A 19,221-nucleotide genomic window follows, 5' to 3' on the forward strand; every position below is an offset into this window, starting at 1 on the left:
ATGAATTTAATTCGGAATCAATGGAAAGACATTGTGACGAGCAAAAAACTACTGATCCCGATTTTAGCTGTCTTATTTATTCCGCTGATTTACAGCGGTGTATTTTTAAAAGCGTACTGGGATCCATATGGTACAGTCGATCAGTTGCCTGTAGCGGTTGTCAACTTGGATGAAGGCAGTCATTATGACGGGAAGACACTGCATGTCGGCGATGATTTAGTGAAGGAATTAAAGAAAAACGATAATTTCAAATGGAACTTTGTCGATAGTGAAGAAAAGGCAGTGAAGGGATTAAATAATGAGGATTATTATCTCGTCGTGGAAATACCAAAGGATTTCTCGAAAAATGCAAGTACAGTCCTTGATAAACATCCAAAAAAATCGAATCTGAAATATTATACGAATCCAGGCGCCAACTATGCGGCGTCACAAATTGCGAATAATGCCATTATCAAATTAAAAGATTCGGTTTCAAAGGAAGTCACAAAAAATTACGCAGAGGTCATTTTTGATAACTTCAAAACGATTGCAAAAGGCTTAGATCAAGCAAGCGATGGTGCGAAGAAAATTGATGACGGAACAAAAAGTGCAAAAGATGGCAGTAACAAGTTAAAGGACAATTTAGCAAAATTGGCTGAAGGAACATTAACCTATAGCGAAGGTGTTCATCAGTTTGCTGGTAAAATGGGTGAACTGAACACAGGGATACAATCTCTTGACAGCGGACTTGGCCAGCTCTTAACAGGCTATCAAACCATCGATCAGAAATTTGGAGAGCTTGGTACAGGAATTGATACATTGACTGAAGGGTTAAACACAAGCCGTGAAGGTCATCAGCAGCTCGCTTCTAAAATGCCGCAATTCACAGCGGGTATTGAGCAGCTAAACAACAAAGCACAATCTTTTTCAGAAAAAATTGAAGCAGTAGAAAAAGTCTTGTCGTCACCAGAATTAGCGAACCTTGAAAAGATGGCGCCTAAACTCGATCAGGTGAAAAAAGACGCAAAAACGTTTCGTACAAAACTTGCTTCATTAAAAGAAGCGCTATCGAATCGAGATGCTAAAGTAAAAAGCATCATCCAAAACAGCTCAATGACAGATGAAGAGAAAAAGGCGGCAATGGATCAGCTTGACAGTCTGCCTAAAATCGAACTGCCAGATCTGTCTGGACTTGAACAAAGCTTAGCGGCCTTGCAGGAACTGCCTGATGCAAGTGAGGTTCAATCTGCGGTTGCTTCTGCAAAAGCTCAGCTGCAGCAAGTCAAACAGCTGCCAAAGAAAACGGAACAGCTGTACACATCTACAGTCGCGATACAAAATGCGATTGATCAAATGACATCTGGTACGAATAAATTGTATCAAGGTGCACTTAAGCTCCAAACAGGTCAAGGCCAATTACAAGATGGTCTGCAAACAGCAAATGGAAAGCTGGATACAGCGAAAAGCGGTGCAGATAAGCTTGCGAATGGTTCAAGCCAGCTGAGTGCAGCGTTAAATAAGCTGGAAAGTGGTTCAACGAATATCCAAAGCAACACATCTAAGCTTGCTGAAGGCTCAAAATCACTCGATAAAGGATTGGGAGATTTAAAGAGCGGTACAGGTAAGCTGTCCGATAAATTAAAAAGTGCCGCTGATGAAACAGGAGAAATTGATGCGGGTCAAGACAATTACAATATGATTGCGAGTCCCGTGAAAACAGAAAATGATACAGCGAAAAAGATCGATAATTATGGTACAGGGCTCACACCTTATATTTTATCGATGGGACTCTTTGTAGGGGCTCTCATGCTCACCGTTGTATTCCCAATGAAAGACCCTGCTGGACGCCCTAGAAACGCGTTTGAATGGTTTTTCAGCAAATATAGCGTACTCCTCTTTGTCGGTATCCTGCAAGCAGTCATTGCAAGCTCCATGCTCATCTTTGGGCTTGGTCTTGAGGTGGAAAGCCTCTGGCGCTTCTATCTCTTTGCGATTATCGTCAGTCTGACATTCTTAGCGATCATTCAGCTGCTGGCGACAACTATGGGGAACCCAGGACGCTTCATTGCCGTTATTATCTTGGTTCTTCAGCTCGCAGCAAGTGCTGGTACATTCCCGCTTGAGCTTGTGCCGAAATTCTTCCAAGTCATTCATAGTCTGCTTCCAATGACGTATACAATCAACGGATTTAGAACGATCATTGCAAGCGGTGATGACAGCTATTTATGGCACCAAGCAGCGATCCTTGGAACAGTTGCGATCATCATGATGGCGGCAACAACAGCATACTTTGCTTGGAACGTAAGAAAAATGAAACAGGACGAAGCTTAATTCATGATCCTTTCTCTTTATAGAGGAAGGATTTTTCATTTGAAATTAGACATCTCGAACCTGAAGCGATATATTTTAAGAAGAGATGCTGAAAAAGGCATACATGGAAGGAATTGCTTTCAGACAAAGGAGGAAATGCCGAATGACAACTGAAGTAAACGAAACCGTTCAGCTGATTCAAAAGCTCGTATCAATCCCAAGTCCATCAGGAAATACGGAAAAAGTGATCGGCTTTGTTGAACGTTTTTTACAAGATTTGAATATTGAGACAAAACGAAATCGAAAAGGCGGATTAATTGCCACAATCAAAGGGACAGATGACAAAGAACACCGCATGCTGACAGCGCATGTCGATACGCTCGGTGCGATGGTTAAGGAAATTAAATCAAATGGACGGCTTCGTCTTGCACTTATTGGAGGCTTTCAATATAACTCAATTGAAGGCGAATATTGTGAAATTGAAACAGCATCAGGCTATACATACACAGGGACCATTCTTATGCATCAAACATCCGTTCATGTTTATGCGGATGCTGGAAAAGCGAAACGAAACCAAGAAAATATGGAGATTCGTCTCGATGAAAAGGTGAAAAAGGCAGACGATGTCAAAGCACTTGGCATTCAAGTAGGGGACTTTATTTCATTTGATCCGAGAGTGGAAGTGACGTCTTCAGGGTTTATTAAATCAAGACATCTTGATGATAAGGCAAGTGTTGCGCTGCTTTTGCGGCTCATCCACCGGATTCAAAAGGAAAGCATCACATTGCCGCATACGACGCATTTTTTAATTTCCAATAATGAAGAGATTGGCTACGGCGGCAACTCGAATATTCCAGAAGAGACAGTGGAATATCTAGCTGTTGATATGGGTGCGATCGGTGACGGTCAATCAACAGATGAATACAGTGTATCGATTTGTGTAAAGGATTCGAGCGGCCCTTATCACTATGGATTACGCAAGCATTTAGCTGCATTAGCAGAAGAGAACAACATTGATTACCGCCTTGATATTTACCCTTATTATGGCTCTGATGCATCAGCAGCCATTAGAGCAGGGCATGATATCATTCATGGACTGATTGGTCCTGGTATAGATTCCTCGCATGCTTTTGAAAGAACACATGAAGATTCACTTGTCCATACAGCGGATCTCCTTTACTACTATGTTCAATCACCATTAATCACAGCATAAAAAAAGAACCCCTGATAGATGGGGTTCTTTTTGGTTAGCTTGAAAGCTGTGTTGGCTCAGGTGCCTCTTGTCCAGTCATCACACGATGTCCTTTTTCAGGGTCATACTGCCCTTCCCATTTAGACATGACAACAGCTGCAAGTGCATTTCCTGTTAAGTTTACAACTGTCCGCGCCATATCCATGATACGGTCCACACCTGCAATAAATGCAAGACCTTCAGCAGGTACACCGATCGTTCCTAATGTCGCGAGTAATACAACAAATGAAGTACCAGGAACGGCAGCCATTCCTTTAGATGTAACCATCAGCACAAGAACTAGTGTAAGCTGCTGGACGATCGTAAGGTCAATGCCATATACCTGTGCAAGGAAAAGCGCAGCAATGGCTTGATACAAGACGGAGCCGTCCAGATTAAATGTATAACCGATTGGGATAACGAATGAAACAATGCCTTTTGGACATCCGATGCGCTCCATTTTATCCATGACTCTTGGTAAAACTGTTTCTGAGCTGGATGTACTAAAGGCAAGAAGCATTTCGTCTTTCATGTAAGCAAGAAATCTGAAAATATTGACGCCAATCATCTTTCCGATAATTCCGAATACAACGATAAGGAAGAGAGCGAGCGCAAAATAAACAAGACCTACAAGCTTACCTAATGAAATAAGAGATTCAAGACCAAATTTTGATACGGTCACACCAATGAGTGCAAATACACCAAATGGTGCAGCTTTCATCACAACATTGACGACATGGAACATGGCATGTGATACACCTTCGAAGAAGGCGAGCACTGGTTTACCGCGTTCCCCAATCGCTGAAACGCCAAGTGCAAATAGCACAGTGAAGAAAATAATCGCAAGCAAATCACCTTCCGCCAATGATTGGAAGAAGTTCGTTGGAACGATATGAAGGAACGTATCAGCAACTGATTTGCTGCTTTGCTCTTTTTCCGTTTCAACATATTGGCTAATATCTTGTTTTTCTGCATGTCCAAAGTCAACGCCTGCACCAGGTTGTACAAAGTTTGCAAGGACAAGACCAAGGACAATCGCAAATGTTGTGATAATTTCAAAATAAAGAATGGTTCTAAAACCTAGTTTCCCTACTTTTTTACCATCACCCGCACCTGCAACACCTAAAATTAAGCTGGATACGACAATTGGTATGACAATCATCTTGATGAGTCTTAAGAAGAAGTCTCCAATTGGTTTTAAGTATGTCTCGACACCTGGGTTACCGAAAAAGATTGCCCCAACAACGACACCGAGAATAAGACCGATTAGGATTTGAGTAGCCAATCCAAATTTTAATTTTTTCATAGATTTCCTCCCTAACATATTCATTAAAGGAATATTCCCATCATATTAAGTTTTAATATATGAATTAAAGTATAACTAAAATTAAAGAGGTTCGTCCACGATAAAATTATATTAAGAAAATACAAAATTGTTAGAAAAAATAGACATTTAGAACCCCCCTTCATTGCTTCTAGTCAATAAAAAGTGTCTTCAGAACTAAAACTCATCATATGAAAATACTAAAAAACCCTTTTGTGACAGGGGTTTTACCTTTTTACCTATTTTTCAGAAAAAATAAAAAGCACTTTTGACTCCAACTGACGAAGGAGGAAAAAAGTGCTTTTTTATTCAATTTATTTCCTTATTTAAGATAACTTACTTGTGAGCATTCCTCACATTCATTACCATAACACTCGTGCTGTTCCATTAAATCATTTCCACATTTTGTGCATTTTTTTGAGGGCAAATTTCTAAAAAACTCTGTGATTTTTCCTAGCATTTGTCATCCTCCTATACGTTTTGTTGTTATTATTGTATTATAACAGATTAATAATTGTCAATCTGTTTTGTAACAATAGGCAGGAAGAATGCTTTTTTCATGAAAAATGGGTATATTGTAAGAAGGGGATTTTTAGAAAAGGAGGGAAAAATGACGATGAAATTAACCGTAATTGGATGCTATGGAGGGTTTCCGGCAGCTGGTGAAGCGACATCAGGCTACCTTTTTGAATCAAATGGCTTTCGTCTTCTTGTAGACTGCGGAAGCGGTGTTCTTTCAAAGCTTCAGCAATACATTGATATAGAAGAACTAGATGCTGTTCTCCTTTCTCATTATCACCACGATCATATTGCAGATATCGGACCACTCCAATATGCGAAGCTAGTGGGATATCATTTAGGAAAAAGCAGCGGCCCGCTTCCGATCTATGGACATACTGGTGATCAAGAAGCATTTGGACGGCTTTGTGATGATGTACATACAAAGGCAAAGCCTTATCAGCCGGAAGAAGGGATTCAACTCGGACCCTTTCAAATTGATTTTTTGAAAACGGTTCATCCAGCAGAATGCTATGCGATGAGAATTCAGGCAGAAGATGCTGTGGTCGTGTATACAGCAGACTCAAGCTATCAGGAGGCATTTATTCCATTTAGCAAGGGGGCAGATCTGCTCATTGCCGAAAGCAATTTTTACGCCGGACAAGATGGATCAGGTGCTGGACATATGAACAGTACGGAAGTAGGAAAGATTGCAACGGAAGCAAATGTTGGGGAACTCATCATCACCCATCTGCCCCATTTTGGTCGTCATAAAGACCTAGTCAATGAAGCACAGGCGTTATATACTGGCAGTATACAGCTTGCCCATTCAGGGCTTAGATGGAACAAGGAAGGAAGATAGAGATGCTGTTTATCGATAACGAACAACATTATGATCCAATGATTAATTTGGCAATTGAAGAATATTGCTTAAAATATTTAGATCCAGAAGAAACGTATTTGCTGTTTTACATTAATCAGCCGTCGATCATTATCGGAAAGAACCAAAATACAATAGAAGAAATCAACACAAAGTATGTGGAAGACAACGGAATCAAAGTCGTGCGCCGCTTATCCGGCGGTGGTGCAGTTTACCATGACAAAGGGAACTTAAACTTCAGCTTTATCACAAAAGATGATGGAGACAGCTTCCATAACTTTAAAAAGTTCACAGAGCCAGTCATCAAAGCGCTTGAAAAGCTGGGCGTTAAAGCTGAATTGAGCGGCAGAAATGACATCATGGCAGATGGACGTAAAATTTCTGGAAATGCCCAGTTCGCAACAAGAGGACGTATTTTCAGCCATGGCACACTTCTATTTGATTCAGAAATTGAACATGTCGTTTCGGCTTTAAATGTGAAAAAAGAAAAAATTGAATCAAAAGGCATCAAATCGATTAGAAGCAGGGTTGCCAATATTAGTGAACTGATGGATCAAAAAATGACAACAGAAGAATTTAGAAAAATTCTTTTAAGCTACATTTTTGATACAAATGGGGACGTGCCTCAATATCGCCTGACTGAAAAGGATTGGGAAAAGATTCACGAAATTTCTAGAGATCGCTATCAAAAATGGGAATGGAACTACGGCCGTTCACCGAAATTTAATTTGCAGCATTCTAAGAGATTCCCTGCAGGCTCCATTGATTTGCGATTAGAAGTGAAAAAAGGGATGATCCAGGATTGCAAAATCTTTGGTGATTTCTTTGGTGTAGGGGATATTGCCGATATTGAGAAGCGGCTCATCGGACAGCAATATGATCGTAAAACGATCAGTGATGTCTTAGAAGATATGGATATGCGCCACTATTTCGGCAACGTATCAAAAGAGGATTTTCTTGATTTGATTTATTAATTGCGGGAAAGCACGGCTAGAGATAGCAGTGCTTTTTTGATTGAAGGAAATGAAAGCGATTTACATTTGATCTTGTGGATTTTTTCGATTGTCTATTATAATAGAAAGGAGGAATGTTCGGCCATAAAATGAATGGTCATTCATTCATTGATGACATGTAAGGGGTGGGAGAATGGATTTGATCAAAAATCTTCAGCAGACGGCGATGACGAAGGGAGAAAATATCGCACTGATCTTTGAAGGAAAGAAGTGGACCTATCGAGAGCTGATGACAAGTATCGAGCGTTTTGCAGATGGATTAGTCAACGAAGGGTTTCAAGCTGGGGATCATATCGCGCTTATTTTAGGAAATTCACCGCATTTTGTCATTTCTTTTTTTGGCGCATTAAAGGCAGGGCTTGTCGTTGTACCTATTAACCCAACGTATACACCTAGTGAAATTGGATATATGCTCATCACAGGCGATGTGAAAGGTATTGTGGCGCCTGAACAGCTTCTGCCAGTTTACGAGCAGGTGTATGAGCAGCTTCCGTCGATTGAAAGAGTCATTATTTGTGCAGAAAATGAAGCGGCGTGCAGATCAAGCTTCAAGGAAGTATCTGATCGACTTGTTTTCTTTGGAAAGCTTGTGTCAGGTGCTGCGAATGAAAACGTACATCCTTCCATTCAGCCAGATGATACTGCTGTTATTTTATTTACATCTGGCACGACTGGAAAACCAAAAGGTGCCATGCTGACTCATTTCAACCTTTATTCAAATGCCAGAGATGTCGCTGAGTATTTATCGATTGATAAAAAGGACAAGGTTATTGCCGCTTTGCCAATGTTCCATGTATTTTGTTTAACAGTCTGTATGAATGCACCGTTGATTCATGGTGCGACGATTTATGTCTTGCCGCATTTCAGCCCGTCAGAGCTTTTGCGCATGATGGAAAAAGAGAAGCCAACGTTATTTGTTGGAGTGCCCACCATGTATAACTATTTGTACCGCCAGGAGGGGCATGAGGAAGCGATGTCATCCGTGAGGATCTGTATATCAGGTGGTGCCTCAATGCCTGTTGCCTTACTCCATGGCTTTGAGAAAAAATTCGGTGTTACGGTCCTTGAGGGCTATGGGCTATCAGAGGCATCTCCAGTGACTGCATTCAATCCTCTTGACGGAAAAAGAAAACCAGGTTCTGTCGGAACTGACATTATGAATGTGAAGAATAAAATTGTGACTGAACTTGGAGAAGAAGTCGGTCCTAATGAAGTCGGAGAGCTGATAGCAAAAGGGCCAAACATCATGAAAGGCTATTATCAAATGCCAGAAGATACGGAAGCTGCACTAAGAGACGGCTGGCTGTATACTGGCGATTTGGCGAGAAGAGATGAAGACGGATATATTTACATTGTCGATCGGAAAAAGGATATGATTCTTGTTGGCGGTTATAATGTTTATCCAAGAGAAGTAGAAGAAGTACTATATCAACATGAAGGTGTAGCAGAAGCCGTTGTCATCGGTGTGCCAGACCCAAACACAGGAGAGGCAGTCGTCTGTTACATTTCCCCTAAGAAACATGCTCACATCAATCAAGAAGACATCATCACACATTGTTCACGCTATTTAGCAAAATATAAGCAGCCCCAAACGATCCATTTCATAGATGATATTCCTAAAAACACAACTGGTAAAATTTTAAGAAGAGCGCTAAGAGAAAAGTATCAAGCAGAAGAAAGTAAATAAAAAAAGGGAGTCTCTGATGAGGAGGCTCCCTTACAAATCCCCGCAATTCAAGGTTTTCTCTCAAAGACATTTTATTTTAGCTCTTTTGAATGGCTTCTTTTAACTGTCTCTGAAAAGAATTCGACTGTTTTTGATTCAGTTCATAAAACGTTCCATCAACTAAAAAAACGACCTGTGATCGGTTGGTCCAAAGCTGGAAGGTGGTGCCGTTTGTTCGTCCGAACATCACCTTGGCGATATAATCAGGCTTTTTTAAATTTTTCTTGAGATGATTGCTTGTTTGTTTGCCTTTATTTAATTCTTCAATTAAATCTTCTGCTGTGTCCTTATCATCTATTTCATAAGAGATTGATTCATTCGCAGGTGAGAGCAGCAATTTTTCTGCTCGATTCTCATCAAAGATTTCGCTCGTCCGGCTGAACACATAAAAGAAAGTGATTAATAAAAGTCCAAAAATCACAACTCCTGCAAGGATTTTCTTCATTTTGATCCTCCAACTTACTGTTTTACATGTAGCTTCTCCGATTTTTGAGCCGCATAATCATTTTTTTCGCGAAAGCTTTTTCAGATGGGGCATGCTATGATGGAGCCACATGAGACAGGTTCTAAACGAAAAAATGCGCGACTAGAATAGAGAGAGGGATGGAAGGGAGGCTGACCTGTGCGAGTACGTAAATGGATAGCTCTTGTAACGGTAGCATACATATTGTACGGTCTTTTTATTTATTCGTATTTGTTTCTAATGGGGGATTCATCGGTACCTGAAAGTATAAAAGAGACAAGTGCAGATCCGCATACTTTTATGACAAGCCATGAGCTTGTGATCAGTGAGAATTTCTCGAACATACGGAACCTGCTGTATTTCATAACCATCCCATTAGATTGGTATGTCTTTTTTCTTTTGCTCATTTCAGGGTTTTCACGGAAAATAGCAGACTGGAGCTTGGCAGCAGCCCGTTTCAAGTTTTTAAGCAAACTTGTGTATGTGTTTGTGCTGTCACTTTTAACAATGATCATTTCATTCCCAATTAAATGGATTGGCTATCAGCTGTCTTTACACTACGGAGTATCTTCACAAAGTACGGCAAGCTGGTTGAAAGATCAAACACTGGATTTTTGGATTCAATATCCGCTCCTTGCCCTTTGTGCTATTGTGTTCTTTTGGCTGATTCAAAAGAGAAGAAAGCGCTGGTGGCTGTATGCGTGGTGTTTGACAGTCCCAGTTACGCTGTTTCTCTTCTTTATACAGCCGGTCGTCATTGATCCGTTATATAACAATTTTTATCCACTAAAGGATCAAGCCCTAGAGAAGAAGATATTAACGCTGGCAGACAAAGCGCATATTCCGGCAGATCATGTATACGAGGTCAATATGTCTGAAAAAACGAATACGATGAACGCTTATGTCACAGGAATAGGTGAAAATAAGCGTATTGTCTTATGGGACACAACACTGCAAAAGCTGAAAGACCGAGAAATTTTATTTATCATGGCGCATGAAATGGGACATTACGTCATGAAACATGTCTATATTGGGTTAGCAGGATACTTAGTGCTGTCACTGGCCGGATTTTTTGTAATCGACCGTCTTTATTTTTATCTTTATCAAAAAGGAGCAGCCTCATTTCGACTCAAGGTGTCTAACGACATCGCTGCTCTTCCGCTTCTTTTAATCATCGTATCCATGCTGTCATTTGCAGCTTCACCTTTTACAAATGCAGTGTCAAGGCATCAAGAACGGGCAGCCGACGAATATGCGGTGAACATGACAAAAGACGGGAATGCAGGCGTAACGTCTTTTCAAAAGCTTGCAAAATCAGGGCTCTCCCAGGTGAATCCACCATTTCTAGTGAAGATTTTCCGCTATGGACACCCGACCATGATGGAAAGAATTATGGATATGGAAAAAGCAGCGGAAAAAGAGAAAACGCCGAAAAAGCAGGAATAAATAAAATCCGGCTGGATCAGCCGGATTTTTATTATCACATTTGGATTAGTTAGAAGCCGCTTGAACGTTGATTAACCCTTTTCCGTAATAGAATGAGTCACCAAGCGGTGTTGCCGTGTTTTCTAAGCGCTGGCGAACCTGAGAAGTTGATAGATTCGGATACTTAGAAAGGATAAGCGCTGCTGCTCCTGCTACATGAGGAGACGCCATAGATGTTCCAGTATAAGAAGTGTATCCACTGCTTGGCACTGTACTTAAAATAGAAGTACCAGGTGCAGAAACATCTAATTCAGGACCTGCGCTAGAAGATGAGTTTCTGACATTGTTACTGTTTACATTGGCAACAGCAATTGTAGAATCGTATTTTGCTGGATAGCCAACGGTGCTAGTAGAGCCAAATGAACCTGAATTTCCTGCTGCGGCAACGACAACTACTCCGCGGTTATTCGCTGTGTCAACAGCATTTTTAAGCGCTGTGGAGCCGTTTGGTCCGCCTAAGCTCATATTGATGACATCCATGTTATTCGCTACAGCCCATTCAATACCGCTAATAATCCAGCTGTATTGTCCGTCGCCATTACGGTCTAATACTTTCACAGCATATAGGGAAGCGCTTGGAGCGACCCCAAGAACACCAATTGTGTTATCAAGGGCAGCAATGGTTCCTGCTACGTGAGTTCCATGTGATTGAAAGTCTTGGGTGGCATTTGGCTCTGAAGGGACGAAGCTCGCACCGCCTGCAACATTTAAGTCAGGGTGTGCAGCGTGGATTCCAGTATCAAGGACAGCTACTTTGACATTAGCACCTTTATAACCTTGAGCGTGTACAGCTGGAGCTTTGATTTGAGGGATTCCATAAGGGACGGTTTGTGCATATGCTTCTGCTTTATGGTCTTCTTCTACGTAAGCAATGCTAGGGTCATGTTCAAGTTTCTTGGCGGCTTGTTCGGACATTTTCACTTGCGCAGCATTAATGAGGCGGTATTGTTTTTCTAGTTTTCCACCATTTTGAACGACAGCTTGTTTCTTAGAGCTGTTTGTGGTGGCAGAGGCTTTAAAACCAACAATATAGCTTTTTTCACTATCTGTTTTGGAGACCGTTTCGGCATTTGCCATGGATCCTCCAAACCCTGCTGAAAACAGAAGAGGGACAGCCAATAAAACACTTGTCATCACATTTTTCTTTTTCACGCACATTCCACATCCCTTTTTTCTTATTTCAGAATAATCATCCGTAGTCTATAAGAATGAACCGTTTGATTATTCTGTATATTCAGTTTAAGGGAAGTAGGCAAATAAGAGTAGACCCGAATTTTTGTGAAAGTCCTAGCGAAAATTGGGGAATTAAGTCACTTGGAACTGGTGGTAAAATATGTTTATTCTATCATTTCAGCGATGTTCTATTAAAAAGGGAGTGTGCTTTTTTTCTCATGATCCATTTCCGGTTAAATATTCGATACCCGAAAAGCCATAAAATAGGTAGAATCGTCTAGCATCTATTTCGAATTTCGATATAAAAAAATATTATTTTATCATTGTTTTTGCCATAAAAAAGAACCTGCTCAGATAACAGGCTCTTTAAGAAGGGGCGGATTGAGTTAAATGGCTGACCACGTTGTAATCACGGACCTTCCATTTACCATCTGACCATTCCACATAATTTAAGCAAGCATTAACAAGTCTCGTGTTCTGTAGCCCCATATGTTCATCTGCCAAAGTGGTGAGTAAAGCATGGATAGCAGCTCCGTGAGCCACGATCAGGACATGTTGATCTGGATAGGCGGCTCTGACTTTCTCAATACCTTCTAGCATTCGGTTTTGAATCGTCTCAATTGGTTCCATATTTGGATACTGTTTATCTGGAAACAGCTTCTGACGCTCCTCAAACGACATGCCTTCAGCGTCACCATAATCTCGTTCTATAAAATCATCCATGATGACAAGTGGAGCATGGACATGATTTAAAATCAAGTGTGCCGTTTCTTTTGCCCTTGTTAGTGGACTGGAAATGACAACATCCCAATGGACATCCTTTAAGTAAAGTCCAGTTTGTTCAGCCTGCCATTTACCTGTGTCGTTTAAAGGGATATCTGTTCGTCCTTGAATTCGTTTCGCTGCATTCCAATCTGTTTCCCCGTGTCTGACTAGGCAAATTGTTGTCAATCAAATCCCGCCTTTTCTATCTTTTCTTCTATTATACTAAAGCAGAAGAAAAAAGACTGTATTAGCGATTTGTCAGGCTTGTTAAGGATTCGACGGAGCTTGCAACTTGAGACACCGTTTGTTTGACTTCCTTCAATTCGTTAAGGAAAGTCTGAAGGTCAATTTCAATTTTTCCGTTTTGGTTTTTGCTTAAGTTCATGCTGCTGACGATATCATCGAAGAGTGAATTGATTTGTGTCATTTTTTCTTTACTGTCTGTCACAAGTAAATTCACGTCCGCAATGTGCTGAGAGACAATGGCGATTTGTGAATTGGTATTGTTGACAAGTTCAGATACAGTTGAAACCGTTTTCTTTGTGTCCTCTGATAATTTGCGCACCTCGTTTGCAACGACAGCAAAGCCTTTTCCATGTTCTCCTGCTCGTGCAGATTCGATTGAAGCATTTAAAGATAACAAGTTCGTCTGCTCTGCAATGCCTGTGACAATCCCAAAGATTTGTTCAATTTGTTTGGCGATTTCCTCAAGACGCTTAATTTCTGTTTCAATCTTCGTCATGCTGCCATCAATCTGATTCATTTGTGTTTGCTGAATTTCTAATTCTTTTTTACCGCCGATTGATTTTTCTTCGACCTGTGCTGAAATTTGTGTTCCAGCTTGTGACATGTCCGCCATCTCATCCGATTTTGAGACAAGCTTGTCGACCGCACTTGTTGTGTTTGAGAAGAGCGAAGCAAGCGAATTTGAAGTCTCTGTGATTTTTGTATGAAGCTCCTGCTGCTGCTCTTCTGCTTCATCACGAATTTTAGAATATTCATTTTGGAATGTATCTAGAACAAGCTGCTGCTCTAAATTTAAAATTTTCGTCGTCGCTTTGACCGCTGTCTGATATTCTTTGAAATCTTGGATATGGTTAGCGAATAAATCCATAATGGATAGCAGAAGGTCTTGGAATGCTGCCATGTACCATTTAGGCTGGAGTCCAATCCGTAAATGAACTTGCGCAATTTTAATGCGTTTTGCCACATAGGCTTCGTCAATCACGCCTGCAAACATTTCGCTAATATGAATGCGGAGTGTTTTTTTCAAACGATCGACAGAACTATTGTCTTGAATGATATGCATCAAGGAAGACTCGACTTCTAAATTTTTATAAAACTTATCAACAATATGTGCAATATCATCCTGAACAATTGGATTGAGCTGCTTTAATATCAATAGGTCATGCTGCGTCAGGTCAATCATTTTGATTTGTTTGGCGATGTCCGTATTGTTCGAGAAGTTGATTCGTTTTATCCCATCATCCTGCTGTGTGAAAAAAGCAGTGTTTTTTCTTTTCGGTTCTTTTTTAAATAACAATGTGTTTGTCCCCCCATAATCATCAAAAATATCAGACTTTATGTTTTTTATCGGATAATATTGGATTTTTTAAAGGGGGGGACGAGTGAAATTTTACTGTTCTTTATATGACCTTTTTAGTGGTTTTTTAGCAGGGCCTTCTACTACTTCTCCAGTAATGGAAAAACGTGAACCGTGACACGGACAGTCCCAAGTGCGGTCACTATTATTCCAAGCCACTTCACAGCCTAGGTGAGTACATGTTGTATCGACTAGAAAGACATTCCCATCCTCTGATTTATAGGCGCCGCACTTTTTATGTTCATACGAGATAATGCCGCCCTCACCTGGTTTTAAATCATCGATTGTTTGATCAGTTCGTTTGAATTTACCACTGATCAGCTTGGCAGCGACATTGGCATTTTCTTTAACGAAATCTTTGACGAAAGAGTCAGTAACAGGTCTTGATGGCGTAAAGATTGATTCGTATGGATTCGATTTACCTTCAATTAAATCACCGATAAGAGTGGCAGCGACGTGGCTTGTAGTCATGCCCCATTTTCTAAAGCCGGTTGCTACAAAGATATTCTGGTGGTGTTTGGTCAGGCGGCCAATGTAAGGGATTTGATCCATTGTGACCATATCGTGGGTTGACCAGCGATACAGCACTTCTTCTATTCCGAGGGTGGCATCTCCAAACGTTTCTAGTCCTTCATAGTGAGCGGATTCATCTCCGCCTTGTCCTGTTTTATGGCCTTCTCCTCCGATGAGGACTACTTCTTCTCCGTCCCATTCTGCCGTTCTTAAAGAGTGAGCAGGCTGGTCAATTCCTAGGTACATTCCGTCTGTGAGTGGTTTGGTTGTTTTAGCTGCTACGACATAGGATTGCTCTGGATGAATACGGGTGAAATAAAGTCCTTTTCCATCATAAAAAGGAAAGTGTGAGCATGAAATGACATAGCGCCCTGTCAGATGATATCCGCTTTTTGTGACGACAGCAGGGCGGTTCCCTTCTTTTACATCAACAGCGGTTGTTTGTTCAAAGATACGTACACCTCGCTCTAGGAGCTTGTCGATTAGCGCATTGAGATAATGAAGGGGATGAAACTGTGCCTGATTGGTCATCGCAAGGGCTGCTTTAATGTCAGCGTCAAAAGGAAGCTTTGTTTTCCATTCCCGGTCAATACCAAGCTGTTTGTAGGCATCTAATTCCTTCTTTAACTTTTTTACACCGCTTTCTTCCTTTGTATAAAGGTAAGCATCTTTTATCTCTAGCTGACAATCGATGTCGTGCTCTTTGATACGAGCTTGAATGAGGTCTTTTGCTTTCTCATTTGCTTCTACATACAAACGTGCTTTTGGCATCCCAATTTGTTGAATCAGCTCATAATAGTACACATCATGCTGTGAGGTGATTTTAGCCGTTGTGTGTCCGGTCGTGCCTTGCAGCAATTGTTCGGCATCAATGATGATCACATCTAGTCCTCGCTCTGTCATTTCAAACGCCGCAGCGATACCGGTAATACCGCCGCCGACAATGATCACATCTGCTGTGAGATCTTCACTGACAGCAGGAAAAGAATGCTTCTGACTATCCGCCAGCCATAACGATTTTGCCTGTTCCATTCCTTTATGTTCTTGTTCCATGTTGTCGCCTCCAATGATTTGTTGTGTATAATTTTTCCACAATGCTGAAAATCATACATCTGAAAGGAAACAGGGGCGTCATACATAAAAAAGCAGCCAGCACATAAAAATAAACAAGATAAAAGGAAGGAGTGGACTAACGTGTCAACAAAGCAGCCGAAGAAAACATTACCGCCTCAGCACCAAAATGAACGTCCGGGTCTTGAATATAAAATGAACCCTAGACCTGTCTTTGATCGTGAGGTGCAGAATAAAAAGTTAGCAGGAAAAACAGCCATTGTGACAGGTGGAGACAGCGGGATTGGAAGAGCAGTCTCTGTTTTATTTGCGAAGGAAGGTGCCAATGTCGCCATTGTTTACTTAAGTGAACATCGTGATGCCGAGGAGACGAAGGACTATATTGAGAAAGCGGGAGGCCGTGTCATCTTAATTGCAGGTGATTTAGGGGATGAGGCTTTTTCTAATGAGGTCGTCAAAAAAACAAAAGATGCCTTCGGTTCCATTGATATTTTGGTGAATAACGCCGGGGAACAGCATCCACAAAAAAGCATTGAGCAAATTACCTCGCATCAGCTTCTTCGGACGTTTCAAACGAATATTTTTGCCATGTTTTATTTAACAAAGGCTGTTCTTCCTCATTTAAAAAAAGGAAGCAGTATCATTAATACAGCCTCTGTCACCGCCTATAAAGGGCATGAAACATTGATCGATTATTCATCCACAAAAGGGGCGGTCGTCACCTTTACGAGATCATTATCTTTATCGCTCATTAAACAAGGGATTAGAGTGAATGGAGTAGCTCCCGGTCCTATTTGGACACCGCTGATTCCCTCAACCTTTACGGAAAAAGAAGTCTCTGAATTTGGCGGAGATGTCCCAATGGAACGTCCTGGTGAGCCAGTAGAGCTTGCGCCAAGTTATTTATTTTTAGCGAGCGAAGACTCATCTTATATGAATGGACAAATGCTGCATGTGAATGGCGGGACCATTTTAAATGGATAAACAAAAAACTTGCGGTAAAGAGACGAGTTACTGTCTCTCTGCCGCAAGTAAAATCATCATGATTGATGTAAGCAGTGTTCTGCATATTGAGCTGACAAGTCATTGAATCGCTTTTCATCACGCTGATCCAGTGCCTTATCAATCTCTTCTCTTAGGAAGGTTAAGCGCTGTTTATAAAGCGCCTCATCTAAAACCATTTGAATATAGATGTCTAAAATGGTGACGCCGTTTTCTTCGGTTTTTTGGGTGTTGCGGGACTTCATGAGCTCAGCATACGTTTTTTTCTCTTTCATAAAGAATCCCCCCGATGCCTTTTTTATAGTATATGGATTGGCGGAGAAAAAATCAACAAAAATTTATAATTTTTAGACAATTTATTTTTGAGCAGAATCGACACCTCTTGTCCAATCGACAGGATGTGATATATCTTTAAAAATGGCTTTTCGATAGATCGAATGGACTAAAAAATATGATAAAAAGATGATTTTTAATAAATTTTGAAAAAATCCTGTCGTTTCTTATATGTTGGTGATAGATTAATAGTATCTCAAATAACCAAATATTAACACAGGAGGAAATGAAGTGTCAGGAATTAGTGAAACACCTTTAGATTCATACGTCATTAATCAAACAACAATGGCGGTCCTTCCAGTTGAAGAAGGAAAAAGAGTATATTCAAAAGTTATAGAAAGAGAGACAAGCTTTTACGTTGAATTAAAGCCCCTGCAAATTATTGAACGCAGCTGCAGATTCTTCGGCTCAAGCTATGCAGGCAGAAAGGCGGGAACATACGAAGTAACAGGAATTTCTCACAAACCCCCAATTGTGATTGACTCATCCAATCATCTGTATTTTTTCCCAACCTATTCATCCAACCGTCCTCAGTGCGGCTGGATCTCCCACAAATACATTCATACCTTCCAAGAATCATCCCTCGGAGACACGGTGGTCACCTTTACAAACGAGCAAGCCGTCAAACTTGATGTCTCATATAAATCATTTGAGAGTCAGGTGCACCGGACAGCATATCTCCGAACGAAATTTCAAGATCGTCTCGATGGAGGTCTTCCGAAGAAACAAGAATTTATGCTGTATCCAAAAGAACAGCAGCTCAATCTCGTATACGATTTTATATTAAGGGAGCTTCGAAACAAATATTAGTCAAAAGCCAGCGGCAGAGCAGCCGCTGGACCTCTTATCCAGCATGAATGAAATGCAAAAAGGCGCCGCTACATCATAAAGAAGAATTCATTGAAACCAAATACGTATGTCTCGTCGTCTATTGGTTGTTTGGGAAATGACAGGGAAATGTGAATCCTTAGACATATTTTCATTCATTTATCCATAAATCACAGAAGAGACACGAGCTTGTCTGTTACAATAAAAGAAATCTTATGTGGTAAAGGATGCTTATATTTGACCGATATGAACGAATGGGATGAAGAAATGGAGGCTCTGTATGAAAAAACAATCACATTTGGTGCTGCTATTTATCCTAACTTTGACATTACTAGCAGCCTGTCAGCAAGCAGGTCAGCCGCCTTCAAAGCAAGACACAAAAGAAGCTGCTTATGAACAATGGGTGCAGTCTTATATGGATGAGTTAAATAAAGCATATGAAAATATGACCGATCAGTTTATCTCAGATGGACATGGAAAGATCCAAACAAATAAAAAATTGACAGAAGCGACGAAAGCATTTGATCGTGTGATTCAAAAAGGGCTTGATCATCAAGAAGTTCCAGCTGCTTATCAAAAGGCCGATCAACAATTAAAGACAGGCCTTGCTTCATTTGAAAAAGGGATCAGTAAGGTGGAAAAGCTCTTGAAGCATCCTGATCAAGAAAAGCTGTTTATTTCCGCTACCCTTCATTTTCAGGATGGCTTGCAGCAGACAGCCGCATTTATGGAAGAAGTAGGTCAGATTCAGCAATCATCCTAAAAAAGCTTGGAAGTAAACCTTCCAGGCTTTTTTAGATGTGAAGGATTTTCTTTAAACGGCGTACGCCCTCTTGAATCATGCTTTCGTCCGTACAGGCGAATTCTAGCAGTAATCCCTTTCGAAACAATAAGGACTTAATGGATAAATGCCAACGCCAGCTTCTTTTGCTGCCTTACTCATTTTGTTGATCTCAGGGGTCAGGCAGAAACAAAAGTAAGATGTCCATCTTTCTCTTTCTCTTCCAATTCGTTTAAAATATAG

At 40.8% G+C, this 19,221-nt stretch carries 17 protein-coding genes; 9 read left to right on the forward strand and 8 right to left on the reverse strand.

The annotated features are described in order from the left end of the window. Positions 1-2,310 carry a YhgE/Pip domain-containing protein gene (locus tag NSS80_RS05235; protein ID WP_041117032.1) on the forward strand — a complete coding sequence of 770 codons (2,310 nt, stop codon included), beginning with the start codon at positions 1-3 and terminating at the stop codon, positions 2,308-2,310. Positions 2,311-2,452: 142 nt separating this feature from the next. Then, a complete protein-coding gene (locus tag NSS80_RS05240; RefSeq protein WP_041117034.1) occupies positions 2,453-3,502 on the forward strand; it encodes a M42 family metallopeptidase in 1,050 nt (349 codons plus the stop codon). 34 nt (positions 3,503-3,536) lie between these two features. Here the strand turns inward: NSS80_RS05240 and NSS80_RS05245 are convergent, their stop codons facing one another. Next, positions 3,537-4,826 carry a cation:dicarboxylase symporter family transporter gene (locus NSS80_RS05245; RefSeq protein ID WP_024425470.1) on the reverse strand — a complete coding sequence of 430 codons (1,290 nt, stop codon included), beginning with the start codon at positions 4,824-4,826 and terminating at the stop codon, positions 3,537-3,539. Positions 4,827-5,166: 340 nt separating this feature from the next. Next, the gene (yhfH, locus tag NSS80_RS05250) at positions 5,167-5,304 is read right to left on the reverse strand and encodes a protein YhfH (protein ID WP_008359029.1); all 138 of its coding nucleotides are present in this window, start codon (positions 5,302-5,304) and stop codon (positions 5,167-5,169) included. Positions 5,305-5,460: 156 nt separating this feature from the next. On the opposite strand from yhfH, the gene NSS80_RS05255 reads away from it, so the two are divergent. The 3 genes from NSS80_RS05255 (at position 5,461) to NSS80_RS05265 (ending at position 8,922) form a co-directional block, all read left to right on the forward strand. Further along, positions 5,461-6,204, forward strand: a complete 744-nt coding sequence (locus tag NSS80_RS05255) for an MBL fold metallo-hydrolase (protein ID WP_041117214.1) — start codon at positions 5,461-5,463, stop codon at positions 6,202-6,204. Positions 6,205-6,206: 2 nt separating this feature from the next. Beyond that, on the forward strand, positions 6,207-7,196 hold the full coding sequence (locus NSS80_RS05260; RefSeq protein ID WP_024425472.1) for a lipoate--protein ligase: 990 nt from the start codon (positions 6,207-6,209) through the stop codon (positions 7,194-7,196). 172 nt (positions 7,197-7,368) lie between these two features. Further along, on the forward strand, positions 7,369-8,922 hold the full coding sequence (locus NSS80_RS05265) for a fatty acid--CoA ligase family protein (RefSeq protein ID WP_041117036.1): 1,554 nt from the start codon (positions 7,369-7,371) through the stop codon (positions 8,920-8,922). 76 nt (positions 8,923-8,998) lie between these two features. Here the strand turns inward: NSS80_RS05265 and NSS80_RS05270 are convergent, their stop codons facing one another. Further along, positions 8,999-9,406 carry a hypothetical protein gene (locus tag NSS80_RS05270; RefSeq protein ID WP_034282188.1) on the reverse strand — a complete coding sequence of 136 codons (408 nt, stop codon included), beginning with the start codon at positions 9,404-9,406 and terminating at the stop codon, positions 8,999-9,001. Between the two features lie 177 nt (positions 9,407-9,583). Here NSS80_RS05270 and NSS80_RS05275 point away from each other — a divergent pair, with 177 nt between their 5' ends. Next, on the forward strand, positions 9,584-10,870 hold the full coding sequence (locus tag NSS80_RS05275) for a M48 family metallopeptidase (protein ID WP_034282187.1): 1,287 nt from the start codon (positions 9,584-9,586) through the stop codon (positions 10,868-10,870). Positions 10,871-10,915: 45 nt separating this feature from the next. Here NSS80_RS05275 and NSS80_RS05280 read toward each other — a convergent pair whose 3' ends face one another. The 4 genes from NSS80_RS05280 to NSS80_RS05295 all read right to left on the reverse strand — a co-directional run bounded on the left by NSS80_RS05280 (position 10,916) and on the right by NSS80_RS05295 (position 16,016). After that, on the reverse strand, positions 10,916-12,061 hold the full coding sequence (locus tag NSS80_RS05280) for a S8 family peptidase (RefSeq protein ID WP_041117216.1): 1,146 nt from the start codon (positions 12,059-12,061) through the stop codon (positions 10,916-10,918). A 387-nt stretch (positions 12,062-12,448) separates the two neighbouring features. Next, on the reverse strand, positions 12,449-13,033 hold the full coding sequence (locus NSS80_RS05285) for a histidine phosphatase family protein (RefSeq protein ID WP_024426547.1): 585 nt from the start codon (positions 13,031-13,033) through the stop codon (positions 12,449-12,451). A 61-nt stretch (positions 13,034-13,094) separates the two neighbouring features. After that, on the reverse strand, positions 13,095-14,390 hold the full coding sequence (locus tag NSS80_RS05290; protein WP_024426546.1) for a globin-coupled sensor protein: 1,296 nt from the start codon (positions 14,388-14,390) through the stop codon (positions 13,095-13,097). A 93-nt stretch (positions 14,391-14,483) separates the two neighbouring features. Beyond that, entirely contained in the window at positions 14,484-16,016 is a 1,533-nt protein-coding gene (locus NSS80_RS05295) for an FAD-dependent oxidoreductase (RefSeq protein ID WP_041117038.1), read from the reverse strand. A 141-nt stretch (positions 16,017-16,157) separates the two neighbouring features. Between NSS80_RS05295 and NSS80_RS05300 the strand changes: the two genes are divergently transcribed. Beyond that, entirely contained in the window at positions 16,158-17,018 is an 861-nt protein-coding gene (locus NSS80_RS05300) for an SDR family oxidoreductase (RefSeq protein WP_034282185.1), read from the forward strand. Between the two features lie 56 nt (positions 17,019-17,074). Here the strand turns inward: NSS80_RS05300 and NSS80_RS05305 are convergent, their stop codons facing one another. Further along, positions 17,075-17,311, reverse strand: a complete 237-nt coding sequence (locus tag NSS80_RS05305) for an IDEAL domain-containing protein (RefSeq protein WP_008348804.1) — start codon at positions 17,309-17,311, stop codon at positions 17,075-17,077. A 289-nt stretch (positions 17,312-17,600) separates the two neighbouring features. Between NSS80_RS05305 and NSS80_RS05310 the strand changes: the two genes are divergently transcribed. Next, complete coding sequence (locus NSS80_RS05310) at positions 17,601-18,179, forward strand: competence protein ComK (protein WP_041117040.1); 579 nt, start codon at positions 17,601-17,603, stop codon at positions 18,177-18,179. Positions 18,180-18,477: 298 nt separating this feature from the next. After that, on the forward strand, positions 18,478-18,960 hold the full coding sequence (locus NSS80_RS05315; RefSeq protein ID WP_041117042.1) for a hypothetical protein: 483 nt from the start codon (positions 18,478-18,480) through the stop codon (positions 18,958-18,960). Positions 18,961-19,221 lie beyond the last annotated feature (261 nt).

The organism is Bacillus sp. FSL M8-0350 (genome assembly GCF_038593345.1).
In the GTDB taxonomy this organism is placed as follows: Bacteria; Bacillota; Bacilli; order Bacillales; family Bacillaceae; genus Bacillus; species Bacillus safensis.

What these genes read in the sequence shown, in the direction of transcription:
- NSS80_RS05235 (WP_041117032.1), top strand. Translation starts at nt 1, where the DNA reads ATGAATTTAATTCGGAATCAATGGAAAGACATTGTGACGAGCAAAAAA.
- NSS80_RS05245 (WP_024425470.1), bottom strand. Translation starts at nt 4,826, where the DNA reads ATGAAAAAATTAAAATTTGGATTGGCTACTCAAATCCTAATCGGTCTT.
- NSS80_RS05240 (WP_041117034.1), top strand. Translation starts at nt 2,453, where the DNA reads ATGACAACTGAAGTAAACGAAACCGTTCAGCTGATTCAAAAGCTCGTA.
- NSS80_RS05265 (WP_041117036.1), top strand. Translation starts at nt 7,369, where the DNA reads ATGGATTTGATCAAAAATCTTCAGCAGACGGCGATGACGAAGGGAGAA.
- NSS80_RS05315 (WP_041117042.1), top strand. Translation starts at nt 18,478, where the DNA reads ATGAAAAAACAATCACATTTGGTGCTGCTATTTATCCTAACTTTGACA.
- NSS80_RS05260 (WP_024425472.1), top strand. Translation starts at nt 6,207, where the DNA reads ATGCTGTTTATCGATAACGAACAACATTATGATCCAATGATTAATTTG.
- NSS80_RS05305 (WP_008348804.1), bottom strand. Translation starts at nt 17,311, where the DNA reads ATGAAAGAGAAAAAAACGTATGCTGAGCTCATGAAGTCCCGCAACACC.
- yhfH (WP_008359029.1), bottom strand. Translation starts at nt 5,304, where the DNA reads ATGCTAGGAAAAATCACAGAGTTTTTTAGAAATTTGCCCTCAAAAAAA.
- NSS80_RS05255 (WP_041117214.1), top strand. Translation starts at nt 5,461, where the DNA reads ATGAAATTAACCGTAATTGGATGCTATGGAGGGTTTCCGGCAGCTGGT.
- NSS80_RS05295 (WP_041117038.1), bottom strand. Translation starts at nt 16,016, where the DNA reads ATGGAACAAGAACATAAAGGAATGGAACAGGCAAAATCGTTATGGCTG.
- NSS80_RS05270 (WP_034282188.1), bottom strand. Translation starts at nt 9,406, where the DNA reads ATGAAGAAAATCCTTGCAGGAGTTGTGATTTTTGGACTTTTATTAATC.